This window comes from Variovorax sp. MHTC-1 (assembly GCF_003984645.1).
Taxonomy (GTDB): Bacteria; Pseudomonadota; Gammaproteobacteria; order Burkholderiales; family Burkholderiaceae_C; genus Variovorax.
This window is the reverse complement of record NZ_RWKI01000002.1, coordinates 29,204-49,619: the sequence shown is the minus strand read 5'-3', so window position 1 is coordinate 49,619 and position 20,416 is coordinate 29,204. Positions and strand designations below refer to the sequence as shown.

The following is a 20,416-nucleotide window of genomic DNA, read 5'->3' as shown; positions in this document are numbered from 1 at the left end:
GAACTGGGCGTCAGTGCAGCACGCGCGAAACGGGCACGCCGCCCGCATCGGCTTCCAGCACGAACATGGGAATCGGGACGTCGAAGCGTTCGCCGCGCTCGGTCACGAAGAAATAGCTCCCGTGCATGGTACCGCTCGGCCCCTGCAGCCGGCATCCGCTCGTGTAGCGGAAGGACTGTCCCGGCGCCAGGAGCGGCTGCTGGCCGATCACGCCGAGGCCCTTGACCTCCTGCGAGTGTCCGGACGCATCGTTGATGAGCCAGTGGCGCGAGATCAGCTGCGCGGCCACCTTGCCGGTGTTGGTGACGGTCACCGTGTAGGCAAAGGTGTAGACCCGGTCTTCGGGCGAAGACTGGTCTGGCAGGTAGCGAGGCTCCACCTGAACGTTCATCGGGTTGCTGGACATCGCGGGAATGGTAACAAGCTCCCTGCGACAATCCAGGCCATGAGCAGCCCGTTCCGCATCGCCCCCTCCATTCTCTCGGCCGATTTCGCGCGCCTCGGCGCCGAAGTGAGCGACGTGATCGCCGCCGGCGCCGACTGGATCCACTTCGACGTGATGGACAACCATTACGTGCCGAACCTGACTTTCGGCCCCATGGTCTGCCAGGCGCTGCGGCCGCACGCGAAGACCGCCGGCGGCACGCCGGTGCCGATCGACGTGCACCTGATGATCGAGCCGGTCGATGCGCTGGCCGCCGCCTTCGCCGAAGCCGGCGCCGACTACATCAGCTTCCATCCCGATGCCTCGCCGCACGTGCATCGCAGCATCCAGGCCATCAAGGCGACCGGCTGCAAGGCCGGGCTGGTGTTCAACCCGGGCGCGGGGCTGGAGCCGCTGGACTGGGCGATCGACGAGATCGACCTGATCCTGATCATGAGCGTGAACCCCGGCTTCGGGGGCCAGAGCTTCATCGATTCGGCGCTGCGCAAGATCGAACTCGCGCGCAAGCGCATCGAGGAGACCGGGCGCGACATCCGGCTCGAAGTCGACGGCGGCATCAAGGTCGACAACATCGCCCGGGTCGCGAGCGCGGGCGCCGACACCTTCGTAGCCGGCAGCGCGATCTTCAATGCCAAGGACTATGCGAGCGTGATCTCGGCCATGCGCGCTCAACTCCAGACCCCGCTCACGGCTTGAGCTTGTCGTTGTAGACGCGGTCCGTCACCGGACCGCGGTCGGTGTCGACCACGCCGCGTTCCACGTCCTCCAGCGCCTGGCGGCCGACGCGCGGTGCGCCGGTGCCGTCCTGGTTCTGCTGGCTGTCCGAGGACTGATCGCGCTCGTGCGGCAGGCGCGGCGCCGATTCGCCGCCCTGTTCGACCTTGGTCTTTCCGCCGCCGGCATCCTTCGCCGGATCGGTCTTCGCGGGGGCTTTGGACTTTCTGGCCATGGTGTGTTCCTTTGTCATCGGCCCGGTTGTGGCATGGCGCAGCACCGAGCCCGGTAGGACCGCCATGCGCCGCGTTGTAGGATGGCCGACGAGATGAGCGAGCACCCCATAGACACTCTTCGCATTCACGGTTACGCCGCCTTGCAGCCGGGCCCGCGGCTCATGGTGCTGGGCGGCGTGCATGGCGACGAGACCTGCGGTACGGCCGGCATCGAACGCACGGTGGCCGAACTCGATGCCGGTTCGCTGCAACTGCTGCGCGGCCAGCTCACGATGGTGCCGGTCGCCAATCCGCTCGCGCGCCGCCTGAGTCGGCGCGAAGGCGAGCGCAACCTCAACCGGCTGTTTCGTCCGAGCCCGCCGGGCGTCGAGCCGGCAGACTACGAAGGCCGCATCACCGACCTGCTGTGCCCGCTGCTCGACCGGCACGAGGTGCTGCTCGACCTGCACTCCTTCCAGAGCGCGGGCGAGGCCTTCGCGATGATCGGCCCGCGCGACAACACGGGCACGCTCGAACCCTTCGCGCGCGCTTTCGAAGAGGGCCAGCTCGCGCTGCACCTGGGCACCCCGCGCGTGGTCGAAGGCTGGCTCGACATTTATGCAGCGGGGCTCGCGCAGCGCGCCGGCGGGCAGCCGGCCGACGATGCGGCGCTGGCCTTCGGCTGGGGCACCAACGAGTACATGCGCAGCCGCGGCGGCTACGGCGTGACGCTCGAATGCGGGCAGCACACGGACCCGGCCGCACCCGAGGTGGCCTACCGGGCGATCCTTTCGGCGCTGCGCCTGCTGGGCATGATCGCGCCCGATCCGCGGGCGCTGCCGCCGACGGCACCCTCGCTGCTGCGGCTGGTCAGCGTGACCGATCGGCTGGACGAGGAAGACCAGTTCGTGCGCGAATGGGCCACCTTCGATCCGGTGGCGCGCGGCGAGCCCATCGGCGTGCGCGCCGACGGCAGCCTGCTGCAGGCCGATCGCGACGGCTTCATCGTGTTCCCGAATTCGGCCGCGCTGCCCGGCACCGAGTGGTTCTATTTCGCGGTCGAGAGCGAGCGCGACCTGAGCCGGCCCTTGCCCCGCGCCTGAGGCGCAAGCGGCGCCTCCCAATTTCCTCCGTTTTTGCCGGCGAGCATCGGGTGCCTGTCACCCATTCGGAGCTATTCCCATGGCACTCTCGCCCGCCGTCGGCGTTGCCCTCGGCCTGAGCTGTCTGTTCGTTGCGCTGCCGCGCGTCATTGCCAGGCGCGAGGCGCGTGCCGCGCGTCCTGTTCCCGTGCGCTCGCAGCCCCTCGAGCGGCAGCGCATCGATCTGCGGCAGCTGCTCGAAGAGATGCCCCGCGCAAGCAGCGCGGCGCTGCGCACCGCCGGCATCGAGCTCGATCGGCGTTTGCCGGATGCCGCGCTCTGGGTCTGGGCCGATGCCGGAGAGCTGCGGCGCATGCTGACGCACATCGTCCGCCTCGCCTGCGATGCGATGCCGCGCGGCGGCGTGCTGAAAATACTTGCGCGCTTCGAGGGGGCGCAGGCCGCGGTGAGCTTCATGGATTCGAGCCTTGCGTCGGAGCAGCCCCGGCTCGCTTCGATGTTCGATCGCCTCTCTGCCGCGCGCCAGAAGACAGATCCTGCCGACCGCGAGATCCGAGAGAGCGCGCTGGCGTCACGGCGCATCGCCGATCGCCACGGCGGCCGCCTGTACGCCGCACCCTCGTCGCTCGGCGGCCTCGGGCTCACCTTGCGCATGCCCTTGGCGTCGCTCGATGCGGCACCGGCGGCATGGGGCGCTGTCATGATGGCCAGCGACACCCGGCAGCCCGTCCTCTCGGAGGGACTCGATGCACGCCGAATCCTCGAGGCGGTGCTGCCCTATGCGGCTGCGCTGTTCTTCTTCCTGGCGCTGCTCGCCGCGGCGCTGGACGAACGCCGCTGCGAGGACGCCGCGGACGAGTCCGTCGGCACCTTGGCGCCGGTGATGTCGGCCGGCGGCGCGTCGACCCGCGACACTCGCCTCCCTAATTCCTCCCCATTCGGCTTCGAACATCCGCCCGCCGCTGCGAATTGCAGCGGCTCATCGAAACCGGAGCAATCTGAATGAAGAAAATCCTCGCGGCCATCGCCGCTCTCGCCACCGCCGGGTGGGCCGCTGCGCAATCGTCCGTCACGCTGTTCGGCGTGGTGGACGCCGGCGTCAGCTACCAGTCGGCCACCTCGCGCGACGTCACCACCGGCCTGAGTTCGAAGCAAAGCAAGTGGAGCCTGGCCAACTCGGGCTACAACTCGAGCCGCATCGGCTTCCGCGGCACCGAAGACCTCGGCGGCGGCCTGGCCGCGAGCTTCTGGCTCGAATCGCCCATCACCAACGACGACGGCGCGACCGGCATCGCCACCTTCAACCGCCGCTCGACAGTGAGCCTGTCCGGCGGCTTCGGCGAGCTGCGCCTGGGCCGGGACTACACGCCCACCTTCTGGAACGACACCGTGTTCGACCCCTTCGGCACCAACGGATCGGGCACCAACGTGATCAGCTCCGTGAGCGCCAGCAGCGGCCTCGCAAACGCGAACTACACGCGGGCCAGCAATTCGATCGGCTACTTCCTGCCGCCGAACCTGGGTGGCTTCTACGGCCAGATCCAGTACAGCCTGCACGAGAATGCCGACAGCAGCACCGCCGTCGACACCGCTTCCACCAACAGCAACGCCGGGCGCTACGTCGGCGGGCGTTTCGGCTGGGCGAACGGGCCGTGGGACGTCGCGGTGTCGCTGGGCGAGAACATCGCGATCGACACCACCGAGCTCACGCGCAAGGTGCGCACGGCCAACCTCGGCGCGTCCTACGACTTCGGCTCCGTCAAGCTGTTCGGCGAGCTGTCGAGCGTGCGCAACGGCTTCGAGAGCGCGCTCGCCGCGACGCACGACAGCTACAACGGCTACCTGCTGGGCGCGACCGTGCCCGTCGGGCCGGGGCTGATCCGCGCCTCCTACTCCGAGGTTCGCTACAACGAGGGCGCCCAAGGCCTCGTGGGTGAGGATCCGCGCGTGCGCAAGCTGGCGCTGGGCTACGTGCACAACCTGTCGAAGCGCACGGCGCTCTACGCCACCGTGGCGCGCGTGAACAACCGCAACGATGCCGCCTACGCCGGCAGCCTGAGTTCGGCGATCACCACGGGCTACGGCAGCAGCGGGGTGAGCTACACCGGCCTACCGCGCTCCTCGACCGGCTACGACTTCGGCATCCGCCACGCCTTCTGACGGAAGTGCAGCCGTGCGCGTGCCGCAGAATGCGGCCATGCGCCGATCCCCCCTCCGATGCCACGCCTGACGCTCAGCAGAAAAATCTTCTTCGCCCTGGCCACGCTGCTGGTCGTCCTGCTGCTGATGTCCGCGGCCTTTTCCATCTTTGCGCTGCAGCGCGGCCTGGGCCCCTACGTCGCGGAGATCGAGATCCGCCGCATGGACTGGCTGGCGCAGCTGCTGCAGAAGCACTATGCCGCCAACGGCAGCTGGGACAAGCTGCGCAAGGACGAGGGCGCCTGGCACCGGCTGCAGATGGGCGATCCGGGCACGGCGCAGGTCGAGGCGCGCGACAAGGACGATGCCCGGCTGCCGCCCTGGTACGCACGGCCGCCGCGCTTCGACGACCGTCCGCCGCCCGGCTTCCCGCCGCAGCTGGAGCTCTTGCCCCGGCGCTACATGCCGCCGCCGCCGCCCGGCTTCTTCTCCGATCCGCGGGAAGCGGCCGATTCGATCTACCAGCGCCTCGGCGTGGTGGACGCGTCCGGCATGCGCGTGGCCGGCACAAGCGTCGACCTGGCGTCGGCCGCCCAGCTGCCGATACGCAGCGGCCACGTGGTCATCGGCCATTTGGTTCTGGCGCCCGTCGAAGGCCTCGAGAGCGAGGCCGACCGGGCGTTCTTCGCGCGCCAGTCGGGCGTCATCGTGCTGACCGGCCTGGCCGGACTGGTGTTCGCGCTGGTGCTGTCCTGGCAGCTGGCGCGGCGGTGGCTCAGCCCGATCGATGCGCTTACGCAGGGCGCGCAGGACGTGGCGCGCGGACGGCTCGGCACGCGCGTGCAGGTGCGCGGTTCGGACGAACTCGCCTTGCTGGGCCGCACCTTCAACAACATGGCCGAAAGACTGGACACGGTCGAGACCTCGCGGCGCGCCTGGCTGGCGGATGTGGCGCACGAGCTGCGCACGCCGCTGGCCGCCATGCGCGCCGAGATCGAGGCCCTGCAGGACGGCGTGCGCAGCTTCGACGATCGCACCGCCTTGCGGCTGCACCGGCAGGTCATGCGGCTCTCCCAGCTGGTCGACGACCTGCGCAGCAGCATGCGCGATCCGCCGGCCGAATCGCTCACGAAGGCGCCCGTTTTCCCGCTCACGCTGCTGAATGAAGCACTGGCCATGACGCGCAATCGCTTTGCCCAGCACCGCATCGCGGTGGATGCGCGGGCGATCGAAGCCCTGGCGGCACAATCGCAACCGGTGCTCGACGGCGATGCGCATCGCCTGCACCAGGTCTTCATGAACCTGCTCGAAAACACGCTCTCCTACACCGACGCGGGCGGCGCCCTGCGCATCGGTGCCGCCGTCGAAGGCAGCAACGGTGCGCAGCGGCTGGTCATGCACTTCGACGACAGCGCGCCGGGCGTCGCGGCCGAGGAACTGCCGCGGCTGTTCGAGCGGCTGTTCCGCGCCGAAGGCTCGCGCAGCCGCGCGCTGGGCGGCTCCGGGCTCGGGCTGTCCATTTGCCGCGCCACGATCGAGGCGCACGGCGGCGAGATCGACGCCTCGGCGTCTCCCCTCGGCGGCGTGCGGATCACGATGTGGCTTCCGCTGGAGCTCAACCAGTGAGTCGGATCCTCATCGTCGAAGACGAAGCCGACATCGCCTCGGTGCTGCAGGATTACCTGCGCCATGCCGGCCACGAGACCGAGCACGTGGCCGACGGCCGCAGCGCGCTGGCCCGCATGCTCGAGGCGCCGCCCGACCTCAGCCTGCTGGACATCATGCTGCCGGGTCTCGACGGCCTGAGCGTGCTGCGGCAGGCCCGCGCGCACACCCGGCACCCGATCATCATGCTCACCGCGCGCATCGAAGAGGTCGACCGCCTGCTCGGCCTCGAACTGGGGGCCGACGACTATGTGTGCAAGCCCTTCTCGCCGCGCGAAGTCGTCGCGCGCGTGAAGGCTGTTTTGCGGCGCGTTCAAACCGAAGAGGCTAAAGAGACGACGACGTCGTCGCTGCAGCTGGACGACGTGCACTGGCGCGCATCGCTCCACGGCACCGCGCTCAACCTGACGCGGCGCGAGTTCCGGCTGCTGCTGGCGATGTCGCGGCACCCCGGCCGCATCTTCTCGCGCGCCAGGCTCCTCGAACTGGCCTACGACGACGACGCCGACGTGTCCGAACGGGCGGTGGACAGCCACGTCAAGAACCTGCGCCGCAAGCTCTCGTCCGCCGCGCCCTCGCACGACTGGATCCGCTCCGTCTACGGCGTCGGCTTCGCGTTCGAGGCGCCGCTCGACTAAATTTCTCCCAAGTCGATTCGCACACTGCGCGAATGAAAACGACACACGCCTGTGCGGCCCTTCTGCTGGCCGCGAGCTTGACCGGTTGCATCGTGCTGCCGCCCCCGCCTCCACCGTTCGCGCCGCCGCCCCGGCCGGGCGCTGCGATGCCGCCTTTCGCCCATCGCGGATCGCCTCCTGAAGTGTCGGACGCCTGCGCAGGCCAAGCCGAAGGCGCGCGCTTCGAGATGCCGGGGCGGCGCGGCGACACTCTCTCGGGCACCTGCGAGCGCTCGTCCGACGGCAAGCTGCGCCTCCGGCCGGACGGCGCGCGCTGACCTTCTCTCGCAGTGAGGGTGCCCACGTCGAGGGCGTGGCACAACCCATGATGAAATGCCCGGCGGTGAAACCAAGCCCGAAATGGCAACCGCATGACGACCGTTTTCGTGACGCATCCGCAGGACAAGCTGGCGCAGTACTTCGGCCCCAAGGCCACGCAGGCGCTGGAGGCGATCGCCGAAGTGCGCTTCAATCCCGAGGTGCGCGAGCTCTCGACGCCGGAGCTGGTGGCCGCGGCGCAGGGCTGCGACGCGCTGATTGCATACCGGCAGACGCCTGGCCCCGAATCGCTGTTCCGCGACCTGCCGCAGCTGGCCGCCTTCGTGCGCTGCGCGGTCGACATCCGCACCGTCGATGTCGAGGCCGCGAGCCGGCACGGCGTGCTGGTGACGCAGGCCAGCCCGGGCTTCGTGCCGGCGGTGGCCGAGTGGATCGTCGCCGCAATGGTCGATCTCGCCCGCGGCATCGGGCGCTACACCCATGCCTACCACCGCGGCGAGCCGCCGGTGCCCTTCATGGGGCGGCAGTTGTGCGCCTCGACACTGGGCATCATCGGCTTCGGCGCGATCGGCCGTTATCTCGGCGACCTGGCGCAGGCCTTCGGCATGCGCGTGCTGGTCAACGATCCGCAGCCGATCGAGAGCGAGCCGATGCGGGAGCAGGTCGCGCTGCCGGCGCTGTTGGCGCAGTCCGACTTCGTCGTCTGCCTGGCGCCGGCCAACGCGCAGACCGAGAAGCTCATGAACGCCGAAGCCTTCGCGGCCATGAAGCCGGGCGCCTTCTTCGTCAATGCGGCGCGCGGCGAGCTGGTCGACGACGAGGCCCTGCTCGCCGCGCTCGAATCCGGCCACCTGGAAGGCGCCGCGCTAGACGTCGGGCGCGCGCCCGACCAGATGCCCGCGCCGGCCCTGGCGCGCCATCCGCGCGTCGTTGCCACGCCGCACATCGGCGGGCTCACGCTGCCGGCGGTGGAGCACCAGGCGCTCGAGACCGTGTCCCAGATCGCCGCGCTGATGCGCGGCGAGATGCCGCCCGGCGCGGTGAACGCGGCGCACGCGACGCGGCTGGCGAAATGGACGACTGCGCTCTAGAGGCGCCGCCCTTACGACGCGCAACGCCGCGTTCCTACATGCGGCGCCGGCCGGCCGGCCTACGGTGGCCGTCCGGAGGATCGTCGTCATGCCCACATCCAAAGCCCCTGCGCCGCGCGTCCTGTGGAAGGGTGCCATCAGTTTCGGCCTGGTCCACATCCCGGTGGCGCTGTACTCGGCCACCGTCGACCACAGCATCGACTTCGACTGGCTCGACAAGCGCACCATGGACCCGGTGGGCTACAAACGCGTCAACAAGAAGACCGGCAAGGAGATCGCGCGCGAGCAGATCGTGAAGGGCATCGAGCACGAAGACGGCGAGTACGTGGTGCTGAGCGACAAGGAAATCGCCGACGCCTATCCCAAGACCACGCAGACCATCGAGATCGAGACCTTCGTGCCGGCCGACAGCATCCCCTTCGTCTACCTCGAGCGGCCCTACTACGTCGCGCCGATCAACCGTGGCGGCAAGGTCTACGCGTTGTTGCGCGAAACGCTCAAGCGCGCCGGCCGCATCGGCGTGGCGCGCGTCGTGATCCAGACCAAGCAGCATCTCGCGGCACTGGTGCCGGTCGGGCCGGGGCTGGTGCTCAACCTGCTGCGCTGGGGTGCCGACATCCGGCCATGGAAAGACCTGCCGCTGCCTTCCGAAAGCATCAAGCAGGCTGGTCTTTCGGAGCGCGAACTCAAGATGGCCGGCGAGCTGGTCAAGGACATGAGCTCCGAGTGGGACCCGGACGAGTTCAAGGATTCGTTCAAGGACGAGATCATGCGGCTGGTCGACCAGAAGGTCGAAGCGGGCCAGACCGAGGAGGTGACCAAGCGCGAGCCGGTGGAAGAGCACGAGGGGCGCTCGAGCGCGAAGATCGTCGACCTCACCGAGCTGCTGCAGCGCAGCCTGCGCAAGGGCGGCAAGGCGGCGGCTGAGGACGAGGAGGAAGAGCCGGAAGAAAAGCCGGCCAGGACGACCCGCAAGCCGGCCGCCAAGGCCGCGGCACGCAAGCGCGCGCCGACCCGCAAATCCGCATCGCGCCGCAAGGCCGCCTGAGGCAGCGCGTGGCGAACAAGCCGAGTGCGCGCGAAGCGCTGGCGCCCTACCACGGCAAGCGCGACTTCAAGAAGACGCCGGAGCCGCGCACGGCCGGCCGCGCCGGCCGAGGCGCGCATTCCTTCGTGGTCCAGAAGCACCATGCGAGCCACCTGCACTACGACTTCCGGCTCGAGCTCGACGGCACGCTGAAGAGCTGGGCCGTGCCCAAGGGCCCCTGCCTCGATCCGAGCGTCAAGCGCATGGCGGTGCACGTGGAAGACCATCCGGTCTCCTATGCCGACTTCGAAGGCACCATCCCGCCCAGGCAGTACGGCGCCGGCACGGTGATCGTCTGGGACCGCGGCGAATGGGAGGCCGAGGGCGACGCGCGCCGCGGGCTGGCCGAGGGCAAGCTCAAGTTCGAGCTGCATGGCGACAAGCTGCGCGGCCACTGGACGCTGGTGCGCATGCGCGGGAAGGGCGGCGAGAAGCAGGAGCCCTGGCTGCTGATCAAGGAAAACGACGAGGAGGCGCGCCCGCTCGCCGACTTCGACGTGGTGGAAGAATTGCCGGACAGCGTGCTGAGCGGCCGCGGCGTCGACGACCCGCCGCAGCCGCCGCAGCCGCCGGCCGCGAAGAAGAAGGCGTCGCCCGCGGCGAAGAAGGGGCCGGCCGCGCCCAAGGCCGCATTGCCGCACAGCTTCGAGCCCCAGCTCGCCACGCTGGTCGCGACACCGCCCGCCGCGGCCGAGGATTGGCTCTACGAACTCAAGTTCGACGGCTACCGCCTGCTGGCGCGCATCGACGGCGACAAGGTGCAATGCATCACGCGCAACGGCCACGACTGGAGCGCGAAGCTTCCCGGCCTCGTGAAGGCGCTCGCCAAGCTGCCCACGCGCTCGGCCTGGCTGGACGGCGAGATCGTGGTTCACGGCGCGAACGGCGCGCCCGACTTCCAGGCGCTGCAGAACGCCTTCGACCGCCATGCGACCTCGTCGATCGTCTATTGGCTCTTCGATGCGCCTTTCCTCGACGGCCGCGATCTGCGCGAGACGCCGGTGGAAGAACGCCGCGCATCGCTGGCCAAGCTGCTGGGCAAGAAGCCGCCGGCCCCGCTGCGGCTCTCGGAGGCCGTCGAGGCCGCGCCGCGCGATCTGCTGGCGTCTTCCGCGGAACTCGGCTTCGAGGGAATCATCGGCAAGCTCAAGGGTTCGCGCTATGTCTCGGGCCGCTCGCCGGCCTGGATCAAGCTCAAGAACCAGCAGCGGCAGGAGTTCGTGATCGGCGGCTACACCGCGCCCAAGGGCGCGCGCACGGGCTTCGGCTCGCTGCTGCTCGGCGTGTACGACGAGCAGGGCGCGCTGCGGTACTGCGGCAACGTCGGCACCGGCTTCGACGCCGATCGCCTGGCGGACATCAAGGCCCGGCTCGACAAGCTGGCCACCGACGACTGCCCCTTCGACAAACGCCCCGTCGGCGTCAAGGCGCAGTGGATCAGGCCGAAGCTGGTGGCCGAGGTCGCCTTCGGCGAGTGGACGCGCGACCACCGCGTGCGCCAGGCGGTCTTTCAGGGCTTGCGCACCGACAAGCCTGCTGCCGAGATCCGCCGCGAGAAAGCGCAGGCCCCGCCCAAGCCGACGGCGGCCGCGCGCGCTGGCGGCAGCAGTAGCAGCAACAGCAGCAAGGGAGCGAGCCGCACCATGGACCTGCGCATCACCAACGCCGAACGCGTGATCGACGAGAAGAGCGGAACCACCAAGGGCGAACTCGTCGCCTTCTATCACGAGGTGTCGGAGCTCCTGCTGCCGCATCTGAAGGGCCGGCCGGTGGCACTGGTGCGCGCGCCGGAGGGCGTGGGCGGCGAACTGTTCTTCCAGAAGCATGCCGGACAGAGCGAAATGCCGGGCGTGAAGCTGCTGGACCCTGCGCTCGACCCCGACCACGAGCCGCTGCTGCAGATCGACGCCGCTCGCGGCGTGCTCTCGGCCGCGCAGATGAACGTGATCGAGCTGCACACCTGGAACGCAGTCTCGAATGTGATAGGAAAGCCCGACCGCATGACCTTCGACCTGGACCCGGGCGAGGGCGTCGAATGGACGAAGATGCTGGACGCCACCCTGCTGGTGCGCACGCTGCTTACCGAGCTCGGCCTGCCGGCCTTTCTGAAGACCAGCGGCGGCAAGGGCCTGCATGTGGTGGTGCCGATCCGGCGCCACTACGGCTGGGATGCGGTTAAGGGCTTCTCGCAGGCGGTGGTGCAGCACCTGGCGCAGACCATCCCCGATCGCTTCGTCGCCAAGAGCGGGCCGCGCAACCGGGTCGGCAAGATCTTCGTCGACTACCTGCGCAACGGCTTCGGCGCCACCACGGTCAGCGCCTGGTCGGCGCGTTCGCGGCCGGGGCTGGGCGTGTCGGTGCCGCTCGAATGGGACGAGCTGCCCGAGCTGAAGAGCGCATCGCAATGGGCGGTCGGCAACATCGGCGAGCGCATCGCCATCGGCAACAAGCCCTGGGCCGCGATGGAGAAGAGCCGCAAAGGGCTGGGCGCGGCGATGAAGACGCTGGGCTACGCGCCGCCGCCGGACTGAAGCCTCAGACCACCTCGTCGGTGGTCACCTCGAAGCGCTGCAGCGTGTTCTCGCCGAAGATCATCGTGATCGGCACGTCCGCCGCGTCGCGTCCGCGCGCGATCGTGATGCGGCCGATGCGCGGCGTGTTGTGGCGCGCATCGAAGGTGTACCAGCGCTCGCCGAGGTAGACCTCGAACCAGGCGCTGAAGTCCATCGGGTAGGGCACGGGCGGAATGCCGATGTCGCCGAGGTAGCCGGTCACGTAGCGCGCCGGGATGTTCATGCAGCGGCACAGCGTGATCGCCAGGTGGGTGAAGTCGCGGCACACGCCCACGCGCTCGCGCCATGCCTCCAGCGCGGTGCGCGTGGCGCGGGCGCGCTGGTAGTCGAAGCGCAGTTGCTGGTGCACGTAGTCGCAGATGGCCTGCGCCAGCGGCCAGCCCTTGGGCACCTGGCCGAAGGTGTTCCAGGCGAACTGCAGCAGCTCGCTGTCGACCTCGCAGTAGCGGCTGGGCAGCAGGAAGGGCAGCGTTTCCACCGGCAGGTCGGCCGGCATGTGCTCCATGGCGCCCAGGTCGACCGGGTCGGCCCAGCCGGTGTCGAAGACCACGGCCTCGTTGCGAAGGCGCACGCTGCTCACGCCGACGGGCACCTGTACCCGCGCGCAATGGTTGTCGAAGGCGTCCCGGTAGTGGTCGGTGTGCAGCGGCGGAGTGATCGTGATGTGCTCGCCGTCCGCGATGTCGGCAGCGCGCGAGGGGTGCACCTGCAGCATGTAGATCAGCGCCGTGGGCGCTGTGACGCCGAGTTCGATGTCGAAGCCGATTTTGATGAGCATGGTGGCGCGGGCCGGTTGAGGAGGAGATCAGAGGGCGTGATGCCGCACAAGCAGGTTTGGTGCCGAGCGCAGCCGCTTCATCCTATAGATCGCCGCGGCCGGCGGACGTGGACGTGGACGCGAAGCGGCGTAGGCAAGGCCGCAAAGCCGTCAGTGCGGTCCTACTGTGTACTCCTCGTCGCTCCCACACGCCGGAGCGCGCGGCCACTACGGGTTTTGGGCGGGGCCAAATCTAAGCTCATGGCTTGCTCGCAGCCGGCATCCAGCGCCTGTCGAACCGTCCCATACCGATGATCTGGAGCGAATCATGGAGCTTTCCTCACTGTTCGGCGTGCTCGGAGATGCCTGGATCGACGATGTCCTGTTCTGGGCCATAGCGGCTGCAGCCGGCATCGTCGGACTCGTGGCGGTGGTCAGCGCATTGGACGTGTTCTTCGACGCGGAGACCGGCTGATCCGCGGCGCTTCGAGGCGCCGCATTCTTAAAAGAACGAAGGATTCTCGATGACGCCACAGAACAAGGCGGCCGCCGCCCGTCGCCCGAAGCCGGGCGCCGGCAGCAATGCCAAGCAGGAACAACTGGCCGCCTTCACGAGCGACAACACACCGCAGCTCAGCACCAATCAGGGCCTGCAGATCCCGGACAACCACAACTCGCTGAAAGCCGGCGTGCGCGGGCCGTCGCTGCTCGAAGACTTCATCCTGCGCGAGAAGATCACGCACTTCGACCACGAGCGCATTCCCGAGCGCGTGGTGCATGCGCGCGGCGAGGCGGCGCACGGCTACTTCGAGGTCTACAAGTCGATGTCGCAGTTCACCTCGGCCGATTTCCTGCAGGACCCGGCGCTCCGCACACCCGTTTTCGTGCGCTTCTCGACCGTTGCCGGATCGCGCGGCTCGGCCGACACGGTGCGCGACGTGCGGGGCTTCGCAGTCAAGTTCTATACGCGCGAGGGCAACTACGACCTGGTGGGCAACAACATCCCGGTGTTCTTCATCCAGGATGCGATCAAGTTTCCCGACCTGATCCATGCCGTCAAGCCCGAGCCGCATCACGAGATGCCGCAGGCGGCCAGCGCGCACGACACCTTCTGGGACTTCGCTTCGCTGATGCCCGAGACCACCCACATGCTGATGTGGATCATGTCGGACCGCGCGATCCCGCGCAGCCTGCGCATGATGGAAGGCTTCGGCGTCCACACCTTCCGCTTCGTCAATGCGCGCGGCGAGAGCCATTTCGTCAAGTTCCACTGGAAACCCAAGCTGGGCATCCACGGCCTGGCCTGGGACGAGGCGCAGAAGATCGCCGGCAAGGATGCCGACTTCCACCGGCGCGACCTGTGGGAGGCCATCGAGCGCGGCGATTTCCCCGAATGGGAACTGGGCGTGCAGTTGATTCCGCAGGACAAGGAGCATGCCTTCGGCTTCGATCTGCTCGACCCGACCAAGCTCGTGCCCGAGGAGATGGTGCCGGTGCAGCGCGTCGGCCGCATGGTGCTCAACCGCAACCCCGACAACTTCTTCGCCGAGACCGAGCAGGTCGCCTTCCACCCGGGCCACGTGGTGCCGGGCATCGATTTCACGAACGATCCGCTGCTCCAGGGCCGCCTGTTCTCCTATACCGACACGCAGATCTCGCGCCTGGGCGGTGCCAACTTCCACGAGCTGCCGATCAACAGGAGCGTCTGTCCCTTCCACAACTTCCAGCGCGACGGCATGCACCGCCAGACCATCGCGCGCGGTCAGGTGGCTTACGAACCGCACTCGCTCATCGACGGCAAGGAGTTCCGCATCGACGGCGCGAGCGGCGGCTTCCAGTCCTTTCCCGAGGAGCTCGAGCCGCCCAAGCTGCGGCGCCGCAGCCCCTCCTTCGACGACCACTTCACGCAGGCGCGGCTGTTCTTCAACAGCCAGAGCGCGACCGAGAAGGAGCACATCATCGCGGCCTTCCGCTTCGAGCTCTCGAAGGTCGAGGCGCCTGCGATCCGCCAGCGCATGGTGGACAACCTCGCGCACGTCGACGAGAAGCTCGCGCGCCGCGTCGCCGAGCCGCTGGGCATCAATGCGCCCGATGCGAAGGCGGCGGCGGGACGGGCCGGCTATCGCGAACACCGCATGTCGCTGCCGATCGAGGAGTCGCGCGCGCTCAGCATGGTCGACACCGGCGACGGCTCGATCAAGACGCGCAAGGTCGCGATCCTGGTGGCGGACGGCATCGATTCGGCATCGCTGAAGCCGATTCGCGAGGCGCTCGAACAGGCCGGCGCGCAATGCAGGGTGGTCGGGCCGCGGCTCGGCACCGTCGCGAGCGCATCGAGGCGCCAGCTCGATGTCGATGCCACCTTCGTCAACATGCCTTCGGTGATGTTCGATGCCGTGCTCGTGCCCGCCGGCGCCCAGGGCGCCGAGGCGCTGGCGCTCAGTGGCGACGCGCTGCATTTCGTGCTCGAGGCCTACAAGCACTGCAAGGCCATCTGCACGGTGGGCGAGGGCGTGAAGCTGCTCGCGACGCTGGGCATCGGCGCCGATCCGTCCAAGGCCCCGGCCGGCGTGGTGGTGGCCCCGACGCCCACCACCAACCTCGGCGACACCAGCGCCGCCACGCAGATCGCGCAGGACTTCATCGCGGCGATCGCGAAGCACCGGCACTGGGACCGGGCGAACGTGGACGCCGTGCCGGCTTGAGCGCGCGCCTACCTGCGGCGCGGCGCTGCCAGCTGGCTCAGGCGCGCGCGACGGAAAGCAGCCCGTCGATCGCGAGCACCACGCCGCGCTGCGCGTCCTGGCTCGGCGGACCTTCGGCGAGCATCTTGCGCACCAGGCTCAGCGTGTTGAGCAGTTCCGCCTCCATGTCGGTCAGCAGGGGAATCATCTCGTAGTTGGGGTATCTGCCTCGCGCGCCCAGCGGCCGGCCGGGTCCGGACAAGTCGACTTCGTAGCCTTCGCGAATGGCTTCGGTCTGGGTCTTCATGGCGCGCCTCAACTCAATTGCATCAATTGCGAAAGCCGCTTGCCCATCGCCTGGATCCGCGCGCCTTTTTCCCGCGCGCGGCGCGTGGCGATGTACTCGAGCGCGGCCGCCACGGATTCTGCCCCTTCGTCGCCCTGTGCAGAACGCTTGCGCCACGCGCTGGCCGCCTCGGAAAGCTGGCGGCTGTCGAGGCGCGGCGGGGGTAGAGGAAGTGCGGCGGCACCGGGTCCCGCAGGCGGCAGGCTGGCGCGCAAGAGACTGAGCAGTCCCTCGGGGGACCACCGCGGCTGGGAGGGGGTTCGACGTTCCATGTAATACATTGTGCCTAGCATTGCACAACGTAACAAGTCGCAAACCAACCTTTTTACTTACTTTTTAACGAAGACCCGCCGTGGCTGCCGATCAGGTGGCCGGCGGGGTCGCCACGTCGTGCGCCGCCATCTGCTCCAGCGCCTTGACCAGCGCCGAGTGGTCGAGCTGGTCCCAGCCGTGGGCGGCGCAGGACTGCATCAGCTGGGCGGCCGAGGCCGTCTGCGGCAGCGCGACGCCCATCGACTTGGCACCGGCGAGCGCGAGGCTCAGGTCCTTCTGGTGCAGCGCGATGCGGAAGCCCGGATTGAAGGTGCGCTTGATCATGCGTTCGCCATGCACTTCGAGGATGCGGCTGGCCGCGAAGCCGCCCATCAGCGCCTGCCGCACCTTGGCCGGGTCGGCGCCGGCCTTGCTTGCGAACAGCAGCGCCTCGCCCACCGCGGCGATGTTGAGCGCGACGATGATCTGGTTGGCCACCTTGGTGGTCTGGCCGTCGCCGTTGCCCCCGACCAGCGTGATGTTCTTGCCCATGGCCTCGAGCAGGGGCTTCACCTTGTCGAAGGTGGCTTCGGAGCCGCCGCACATGATGGTCAGGCTGGCGGCCTTGGCGCCGACTTCGCCTCCGGAGACCGGCGCGTCGAGGTACTGGCAGCCGAGCGCGTTGACCTTGGCCGCGAAGATCTTGGTTTCGATGGGCGAGATGCTGCTCATGTCCATCACCGTCTTGCCGGTGCTGAGGCCGTCGACGACGCCGTCCTTGCCGAACAGCACCGACTCCACGTCGGGCGTGTCCGGCAGCATGAGCACGATGACATCGGCTGCGCGCGCGACGTCGGCGTTGGTCTTGCACTGCGTGGCCTTGGCCAGCGCCTCGGGTACTTTGCTGCGCGTGCGCACGAACATCTCGTGGCCGGCGGCCAGGAGGTTCTGCGCCATCGGCGCGCCCATGATGCCCAGGCCGATGAATCCGACTTTCATTTGAATATCCTTTCAGTAGGTAGAGGGAGACGTCGCCGGCGCCGGCGCGGCGCGCATCGCCGCGAGCATCTGCTGGGCGCCGGCGGCCATGAGCCGCGCGTCGGAGCTGACGGTGACGAACTGGAAGCCTTTGGCAATGCGCGCGAGCGCCACGTCGGGCCGGCCGTTGTGGATGCCGGCGACCAGGCCGTGCGCCTTGGCGCGCTCGAGGATGTGGTCGATGGCCTCTGCGACCGGCGGATCGACGTCGTCGAAGACCGGGCGGCAGCCGAGCGCGAGCGAGAGGTCCGACGGGCCGATGTACACCGCGTCCAGGCCTTCGACCGAGAGGATGTCGTCGAGGTTGTCGAGCGCCTGCGCGGTCTCGATCATGGCGAAGGTGACGATGGTGTCGTTGGCATGCTGCGGATAGTCGGCGCCGCCGTAGAGCAGCGCGCGCACCGGGCCGAAGCTGCGCGTGCCGCGCGGCGCGTAGTGCGTGTATGCCACCAGCCGCTGCGCGTCTTCGCGCGTGTTGACCATCGGGCAGATCACGCCGTAGGCGCCGGCGTCCAGCGCCTTCATGAGGATGCCGGGCTCCAGCCACGGCACGCGCACCACCGGCACCGTGTTCGTGGTCGAGATCGCCTGCAGCATCGGGAGCATGGCCTGGTAGTCGACCACGCCGTGCTGCAGGTCGATGGTCAGCGAATCCCAGCCCTGGTGGGCCATGGTCTCGGCGGAGAAGCTGTTCGGTATCGCGAGCCAGCCGTTGACGGCAGCCCCACCGGATTTCCACAGCGTGCGCAGGCGGTTTTCTCTCATGAGGCTTCCTTGGTTGGTTTTGCTTAGCGGTCGAAGGCCGGCCGCTTGGGGTCGAATTTCCAGCCGGGGATCAATGCCTGCATCGCGACCGCATCGTCGCGCGAACCCAGCCCGTGCTGTCGGTACAACTGGTGCGCCTTCTCAACCTCGGCCATGTCGAGCTCGATGCCCAGGCCCGGCTTCTTCGGCACCTGCACCAGGCCGCCCTGGATCTGCAGCGGCTCCTTGGTCAGGCGCTGGCCGTCCTGCCAGATCCAGTGCGTGTCGATCGCGGTCACGCGGCCCGGGGCCGCGGCGCCGACGTGCGTGAACATCGCGAGCGAGACGTCGAAGTGGTTGTTCGAATGCGAACCCCAGGTGAGGCCCCAGTCGCGGCAGGTCTGCGCCACGCGCACCGAGCCGGCCATGGTCCAGAAATGCGGGTCGGCCAGCGGGATGTCGATCGACTGCAGCGCGAGCGCGTGGCTCAGCTGGCGCCAGTCGGTGGCGATCATGTTGGTCGCGGTCGGCAGGCCGGTGGCGCGCCGGAACTCGGCCATCACCTCGCGGCCGGAAAAACCTTCTTCGGCGCCGCAGGGATCTTCGGCATAAGCGACCACGCCGCGCATGTCGCGCATGAGGCGGATGGCGTCCTTCAGCAGCCAGCCGCCGTTGGGGTCGAGCGTGACGCGCGCGGTCGGAAAGCGCGCGTGCAGCGCGGTGACAGCCTCGATCTCTTCCTCGCCGCGCAGCACGCCGCCCTTGAGCTTGAAATCGTTGAAGCCGTAGCGCTCGCGCGCCGCCTCGGCCAGGCGCACGATGGCCTCGGGCGTCATCGCCTTCTCGTGGCGCAGACGGAACCAGTCGTTGCCGGCATCGGCTTCGCGCGCGTAGGGCAGATCGCTCTTGTCGCGGTCGCCGACGTAGAACAGGTAGCCCAGCATCTCGACCGCCTCGCGCTGCTGGCCTTCGCCGAGCAGCGCGGCGACCGGCACTTCGAGATGCTGGCCCAGGAGGTCGAGCAGTGCCGATTCCACCGCCGTCACGGCGTGGATCGTGGTGCGCAGGTCGAAGGTCTGCAGCCCGCGGCCGCCGGCGTCGCGGTCGGCGAAGGTCTTCTGCATCTGCTGCAGCACGCGCTGGTGCGCGCCGATCGGCTGGCCGACGACCAAGGGCCGCGCATCTTCGAGCGTCTGGCGAATCTTCTCGCCGCCGGGCACTTCGCCGACGCCGGTGCGGCCGGCGTTGTCGGTCAGGATCAGCAGATTGCGCGTGAAGAAGGGGCCGTGCGCGCCGCTCAGGTTCAGGAGCATGCTGTCGCGGCCAGCGACGGGGATCACTCGCAGTTCGGTGATCAGGGGTGTCTGATTCATATGTGTGTTGATCTGTCGGTTGCTATCGCAGTCGCGGGCGGCGAAGCCAGCCCCGTTCGGGGGACACCGCGGAACCGGCTTCGCCGGGCCGCTGGTGTCGCCCCCGGCGAGGGGGTTGGCGGCTACACGAAGTGAGCAAGCCTGGGGGGAGAGTCAATCTATGCTGATCTTGCCGGTTTCGATGACCTTCTTCCAGCGTGCATATTCCTGCTGCTGGAAAGTCGCGAACTGCGCCGGCGTGTTGCCGACCACCTCGAGGCCGATGGAAGTGAACTGCTGCTTGACGGCCGGGTCGTTGAGCGCGGCCACCACCGATTCGGCGGCCTTGGTACGCACCGCCGGCGGCAGGCCCTTGGGCGCGACGACGGCTTGCCAGGAATAGACCTCGACGTTCTTCACGCCGGCTTCGCTCATCGTCGGCACCTCGGGCAGCACCGGCGCACGCTTGTCGCCGGTGACCGCGAGCGCCCTGAGCTTGCCGGACTTGATGTGCGGCACCACCGCGTTGACGTTCTGGAACGAGGCATCGACCTGGCCGCCGAGCAGGTCGGTCATGGCCGGCGCGCCGCCCTTGTAGGGCACATGCAGGCCGGTGGTGCCGGTCTGCTGCCAGAACAGCTCGGCCGTGAGGTGGTCGCTGGAGCCGTTGCCCGAGGAGGCGAAGCTCATCTTGCCGGGGTTCTTCTTCTCGTGCGCGATCACGTCGGCCACCGTCTTGTGCGGCGAGGCAGCCGGCACCACCAGCACGTTGGGCGCCTGCACGGCCACCGTGATCAGGTCGAAATCCTTCAGCGCGTCGTACTGCATGCCCTTGATGAGGTGCGGCGCGATCACCAGCGGACCGAGCGAGGTGACGAGGAAGGTGTAGCCATCGGGCGCCGCGCGCGTGACCAGCGTCGCGCCGATGGTGCCGGTGGCGCCGGCCTTGTTGTCGACCGGGAAGGGTTGGCCCAGCTTCTCGGTGAGCTTGGGGCCGATGGCGCGCGCCACCATGTCGGTGGATCCGCCGGGCGGAAAGGGCACGACCAGCGTCACGGGCTTCTGGGGCCAGTCCTGGGCGTGGGCGGCGGCAGTGGCGGCCAGGCCGATGGCGAGGGCGCCGAGTAGCTTCTTCATGGGGTTGTCTCCTAGAGATGAAAGGGGCGATAGCTTGGGTAGCGCTACCATCGAATGCATCCAAATGATAGCGCTACCAAATTCGACGTCAAGCAGCCGCATCTAGGGGTTTGTACGG

Annotated in this window: 21 protein-coding genes; 12 read left to right on the top strand and 9 right to left on the bottom strand. The window is 68.6% G+C overall.

Features of this window, described 5'->3' with window-relative positions:
* Nucleotides 1-10: 10 nt before the first annotated feature.
* Nucleotides 11-406: a Co2+/Mg2+ efflux protein ApaG gene (gene apaG / locus EJI01_RS03560; protein ID WP_126835749.1), complete on the bottom strand. Its 396-nt coding sequence runs from the start codon at nt 404-406 to the stop codon at nt 11-13.
* A gap of 39 nt (nt 407-445) precedes the next feature.
* On the opposite strand from apaG, the gene rpe reads away from it, so the two are divergent.
* Nucleotides 446-1,141, top strand: coding sequence for a ribulose-phosphate 3-epimerase (rpe, locus tag EJI01_RS03555; RefSeq protein ID WP_126835748.1), 696 nt, complete (start codon nt 446-448; stop codon nt 1,139-1,141).
* On the opposite strand, the gene EJI01_RS03550 is transcribed toward rpe, so the two are convergent.
* Nucleotides 1,131-1,394 carry a hypothetical protein gene (locus EJI01_RS03550; RefSeq protein WP_126835747.1) on the bottom strand — a complete coding sequence of 88 codons (264 nt, stop codon included), beginning with the start codon at nt 1,392-1,394 and terminating at the stop codon, nt 1,131-1,133. The two genes, rpe and EJI01_RS03550, sit on opposite strands and share 11 nt — an antisense overlap.
* 93 nt (nt 1,395-1,487) lie before the next feature.
* Here EJI01_RS03550 and EJI01_RS03545 point away from each other — a divergent pair, with 93 nt between their 5' ends.
* The 9 genes from EJI01_RS03545 to ligD all read left to right on the top strand — a co-directional run bounded on the left by EJI01_RS03545 (nt 1,488) and on the right by ligD (nt 11,946).
* Nucleotides 1,488-2,477 (top strand): succinylglutamate desuccinylase/aspartoacylase family protein, encoded by a 990-nt coding sequence (locus EJI01_RS03545; RefSeq protein ID WP_185878801.1) that lies wholly within the window; start codon nt 1,488-1,490, stop codon nt 2,475-2,477.
* Nucleotides 2,478-2,556: 79 nt separating this feature from the next.
* Entirely contained in the window at nt 2,557-3,483 is a 927-nt protein-coding gene (locus EJI01_RS03540) for a sensor histidine kinase (RefSeq protein WP_126835745.1), read from the top strand.
* Nucleotides 3,480-4,637, top strand: a complete 1,158-nt coding sequence (locus EJI01_RS03535) for a porin (protein ID WP_126835744.1) — start codon at nt 3,480-3,482, stop codon at nt 4,635-4,637. Before EJI01_RS03540 ends, EJI01_RS03535 begins: the two co-directional genes overlap by 4 nt.
* 57 nt (nt 4,638-4,694) lie before the next feature.
* Complete coding sequence (locus tag EJI01_RS03530) at nt 4,695-6,242, top strand: ATP-binding protein (RefSeq protein WP_126835743.1); 1,548 nt, start codon at nt 4,695-4,697, stop codon at nt 6,240-6,242.
* Nucleotides 6,239-6,919: a response regulator gene (locus EJI01_RS03525; protein ID WP_126835742.1), complete on the top strand. Its 681-nt coding sequence runs from the start codon at nt 6,239-6,241 to the stop codon at nt 6,917-6,919. The genes EJI01_RS03530 and EJI01_RS03525 overlap by 4 nt, the downstream gene beginning before the upstream one ends.
* A 32-nt stretch (nt 6,920-6,951) precedes the next feature.
* The gene (locus tag EJI01_RS03520) at nt 6,952-7,236 is read left to right on the top strand and encodes a hypothetical protein (RefSeq protein ID WP_126835741.1); all 285 of its coding nucleotides are present in this window, start codon (nt 6,952-6,954) and stop codon (nt 7,234-7,236) included.
* Between the two features lie 93 nt (nt 7,237-7,329).
* Complete coding sequence (locus tag EJI01_RS03515; protein WP_126835740.1) at nt 7,330-8,328, top strand: hydroxyacid dehydrogenase; 999 nt, start codon at nt 7,330-7,332, stop codon at nt 8,326-8,328.
* A gap of 88 nt (nt 8,329-8,416) precedes the next feature.
* A complete protein-coding gene (locus EJI01_RS03510) occupies nt 8,417-9,376 on the top strand; it encodes a Ku protein (RefSeq protein WP_126835739.1) in 960 nt (319 codons plus the stop codon).
* An 8-nt stretch (nt 9,377-9,384) separates the two neighbouring features.
* A complete protein-coding gene (ligD, locus tag EJI01_RS03505; protein WP_126835738.1) occupies nt 9,385-11,946 on the top strand; it encodes a DNA ligase D in 2,562 nt (853 codons plus the stop codon).
* A 4-nt stretch (nt 11,947-11,950) separates the two neighbouring features.
* Here ligD and EJI01_RS03500 read toward each other — a convergent pair whose 3' ends face one another.
* A complete protein-coding gene (locus tag EJI01_RS03500) occupies nt 11,951-12,766 on the bottom strand; it encodes a transglutaminase-like domain-containing protein (RefSeq protein WP_126835737.1) in 816 nt (271 codons plus the stop codon).
* A gap of 307 nt (nt 12,767-13,073) precedes the next feature.
* Between EJI01_RS03500 and EJI01_RS28625 the strand changes: the two genes are divergently transcribed.
* Together EJI01_RS28625 and katE are read left to right on the top strand one after the other, a co-directional pair.
* Nucleotides 13,074-13,220, top strand: coding sequence for a hypothetical protein (locus tag EJI01_RS28625; protein WP_185878800.1), 147 nt, complete (start codon nt 13,074-13,076; stop codon nt 13,218-13,220).
* Between the two features lie 49 nt (nt 13,221-13,269).
* Nucleotides 13,270-15,450, top strand: a complete 2,181-nt coding sequence (gene katE / locus EJI01_RS03495; protein ID WP_126835736.1) for a catalase HPII — start codon at nt 13,270-13,272, stop codon at nt 15,448-15,450.
* A gap of 37 nt (nt 15,451-15,487) precedes the next feature.
* Here the strand turns inward: katE and EJI01_RS03490 are convergent, their stop codons facing one another.
* From EJI01_RS03490 to EJI01_RS03465, 6 genes are all read right to left on the bottom strand, one after another.
* On the bottom strand, nt 15,488-15,736 hold the full coding sequence (locus tag EJI01_RS03490) for a hypothetical protein (protein WP_126835735.1): 249 nt from the start codon (nt 15,734-15,736) through the stop codon (nt 15,488-15,490).
* Between the two features lie 8 nt (nt 15,737-15,744).
* The gene (locus tag EJI01_RS03485) at nt 15,745-16,047 is read right to left on the bottom strand and encodes a hypothetical protein (RefSeq protein ID WP_126835734.1); all 303 of its coding nucleotides are present in this window, start codon (nt 16,045-16,047) and stop codon (nt 15,745-15,747) included.
* Nucleotides 16,048-16,138: 91 nt separating this feature from the next.
* Nucleotides 16,139-17,026: a 2-hydroxy-3-oxopropionate reductase gene (locus EJI01_RS03480; RefSeq protein ID WP_126835733.1), complete on the bottom strand. Its 888-nt coding sequence runs from the start codon at nt 17,024-17,026 to the stop codon at nt 16,139-16,141.
* A gap of 12 nt (nt 17,027-17,038) precedes the next feature.
* Nucleotides 17,039-17,830: an HpcH/HpaI aldolase family protein gene (locus EJI01_RS03475; protein WP_126835732.1), complete on the bottom strand. Its 792-nt coding sequence runs from the start codon at nt 17,828-17,830 to the stop codon at nt 17,039-17,041.
* 23 nt (nt 17,831-17,853) lie between these two features.
* The gene (gudD, locus tag EJI01_RS03470) at nt 17,854-19,182 is read right to left on the bottom strand and encodes a glucarate dehydratase (RefSeq protein WP_126835731.1); all 1,329 of its coding nucleotides are present in this window, start codon (nt 19,180-19,182) and stop codon (nt 17,854-17,856) included.
* Between the two features lie 153 nt (nt 19,183-19,335).
* A complete protein-coding gene (locus EJI01_RS03465; RefSeq protein ID WP_126835730.1) occupies nt 19,336-20,298 on the bottom strand; it encodes a Bug family tripartite tricarboxylate transporter substrate binding protein in 963 nt (320 codons plus the stop codon).
* Nucleotides 20,299-20,416 lie beyond the last annotated feature (118 nt).